Here is a 2531-nt window from a genome sequence, read left to right on the forward strand (position 1 = left end):
CAGTTAATTGGGGCTTTAACTAAATTGGCTGGTGTAACTAATGATGGTGATGATATTGGTCATAATGATAATGCCGCTGCTGCTGGTGCTGAAGAAGTTAGTGTTAAAACTATTATTGCAGAAGTTAAAAACATAATTGATATAGCAGAGAAATCTGGAGTGAAAATTGATGCAGGGAATGCTGGTGGACAAGTAACAGCTGCTAATAATACCGCTGCTCCTGCTGTATTTGGTGGTCATAATAATGCAGCTGCTGGTGCTGGTGCTGGTGATAAGCTAGCATCTGAAGTGTCAAAAGCTGATCCATGGGCGATGATTGACAAGATTAAGAATGCTACCGCTACTGCTCCTGTTACTCTTGCTGCTAACAATAATCATGAAGTCGGAACATTAGTAGCTGCTAATGCTAATGCTAATAATAATAACTATGGTGTAAAAACCAATGCCGATTTAGCAGCGGCGGTAGCTCTTAAGGCCATGACTAAAGGTGGTAAATTTAGACCTGATAATGGAGATGTTGGTGCAGTGAAAGCAGCAGCCGCAAGTGCAGTAAATAAGGTATTAGGCATCCTTGATGTAATAATTAGGAAAATAGTAAGTAGCAATCTAGAGAAAGTAAGAGAAGCAGTAAAGGGAATAAAGGATTCTGAGATTTCTGGGATAAATGCTCCAGAAGCTGGTACTACTCAACCTATTGCTAATAATTAAATAATAAAGTTATTTTAAAGGGAAACACTTTTCTTTTTATAGAGGAGATTTGTTTTCCTTTTTTTGTATTTTAGTATCTTAAATAAGTTAAGAGAGAGTTATTTCTTTTGATTAAATTTGTAATATCTTCAATAACATCACTGGTACGGTACCTGTAGTAGTAACATATTCCTAATTCTTTATAAAAATACTGTTTATTGAAACTAAAAGTCTTATGTCTTAGCTTGGGGGGAATGATTTTATAAATGTTTTTATGTCTTTTGGGGATATACTTCTGCAGTTAAAGGATCGGGGGCTAGCAAGTGCTGTTAATAAACATCATTAACATTAATTTTCATAGCTCTTTAATATTTTCTTAAGTCCTATATCAATTGTTTCTCTCATTGCTATAATTAATTTATCTAATACTTTATATCACTGCTGATAATAAGACACCTAAAACTAAAAGTAAATAACAGAATTCATACAAAATAAATAAACAAATAATAAGAGTTGTTAAAGAGAAACACTTTTCTCTTTAATGAGTAAAGTTATTTTCCTTTTTTGTATTTTATTATGTTTGATTACACATTTCTCATTTTTTTGTTTGATAATTGTCTTTTCTTCATTCTTTGTTCATTGATGTTGTAAGATTTTGTAAAAAATATAATGAATTATAAAAAGTAAGCTTTAATATTTATATGAGATATCTTAGTTATTTTAAGATACTTAATGGTTCCCAGGTATAATATTAATTTAGTATGGTATAAAAAAATACATTAAAACTTGCGAAAAGCCAATATCTTACATAATAGTATATATAAAAATGTAGAAAAGTCTAGCTTGAATAGAGAAAAAATGTGCAGTAGTTGCGTATCGTTATATAAATTATATTTCAATAAATCGTATCATCGATTTGATTTGCCCTTGTTTGCTTTTTATTAGTTTTGCCTTTTAGTCTTAATAAAACATGCAAAAAAATTGTTGCTGATATGAAAAGAGAGGAAAATCCGAATGCTGAGGGAGTAGAGAGTGCAGTAAAGAAATTAGTTAGTGAGACACTTGATAAGATAATTGATGGAGAGGCTATTGGTGATGCTAGTGACTTAATTGGTAATGTTGCTGTTGGTGGTAATAATGCTGCTGGGGCCGGAGCTAAGGGTGATGGTGTTGAAAGCTTAGTAAAGGGATTTAAGTCAATTGTGGATATAGTACTTATGCAAAGAAGGCAGCAGCAGATGCAGTTAAAGCAGTTGGAGCAATAACTGGTGCTGATATTTTGCAAGCTATTTCTGAAGGTGGTGGTGATGCAGCTAAGTTAGCTGAGCATAATGTTTCTTTTCAAGTTACTGGTGTTGCTTCTGATATTAAAGATGCTGTTATAGCAGGGGGGATAGCATTAAGGGCAATGGCAAAAGGTGGTAAATTTGCTAATGAGAAGGATAATGCTAATAGTGATGTTGTGAATACAGTTAAAGGAGCAGCGGTAAGTGCGGTGATTAAAGCATTAGATACATTAACGATAGCAATAAGAAAAACAATAGATTTGGGACTTAATGAAGTAAAAAAAGTAATGCAAATTAATAATGATGCTCCTGTAGCATCTGGAAATAGTGGTTCTGATGGTCAAAATTATATAGGTAAATAATAAATAAGAGAAATAAAATTAAAGTTATAAAGTGAAGATACTGAGAGTTAAGTTCTTTGTATCTTTTATTTTATATCTTCCTTTTTAGTATATGTCTTGATTCCTAATGTCTCCGTAATCATATTTCTAAATGTTAGGAAAAATATGATAATAGATGCATGATAGTGATGTGCTGTAGTAGTGGGGGAGTTGCGGG

Annotated in this window: 1 protein-coding gene and 1 pseudogene; both read left to right on the forward strand. The window is 32.4% G+C overall.

The window, feature by feature from the left end:
* Positions 1 to 708 (forward strand): variable large family protein (locus U880_RS0105640; protein ID WP_024654748.1); only part of this gene is annotated, 708 nt, incomplete at its 5' end.
* A 956-nt stretch (positions 709 to 1664) separates the two neighbouring features.
* A pseudogene (locus U880_RS10895) lies at positions 1665 to 2335 on the forward strand (variable large family protein); the annotation flags it as partial.
* Between the last annotated feature and the right edge of the window lie 196 nt (positions 2336 to 2531).

Source organism: Borrelia hispanica CRI, from assembly GCF_000500065.1.
Lineage (GTDB): Bacteria > Spirochaetota > Spirochaetia > Borreliales > Borreliaceae > Borrelia > Borrelia hispanica.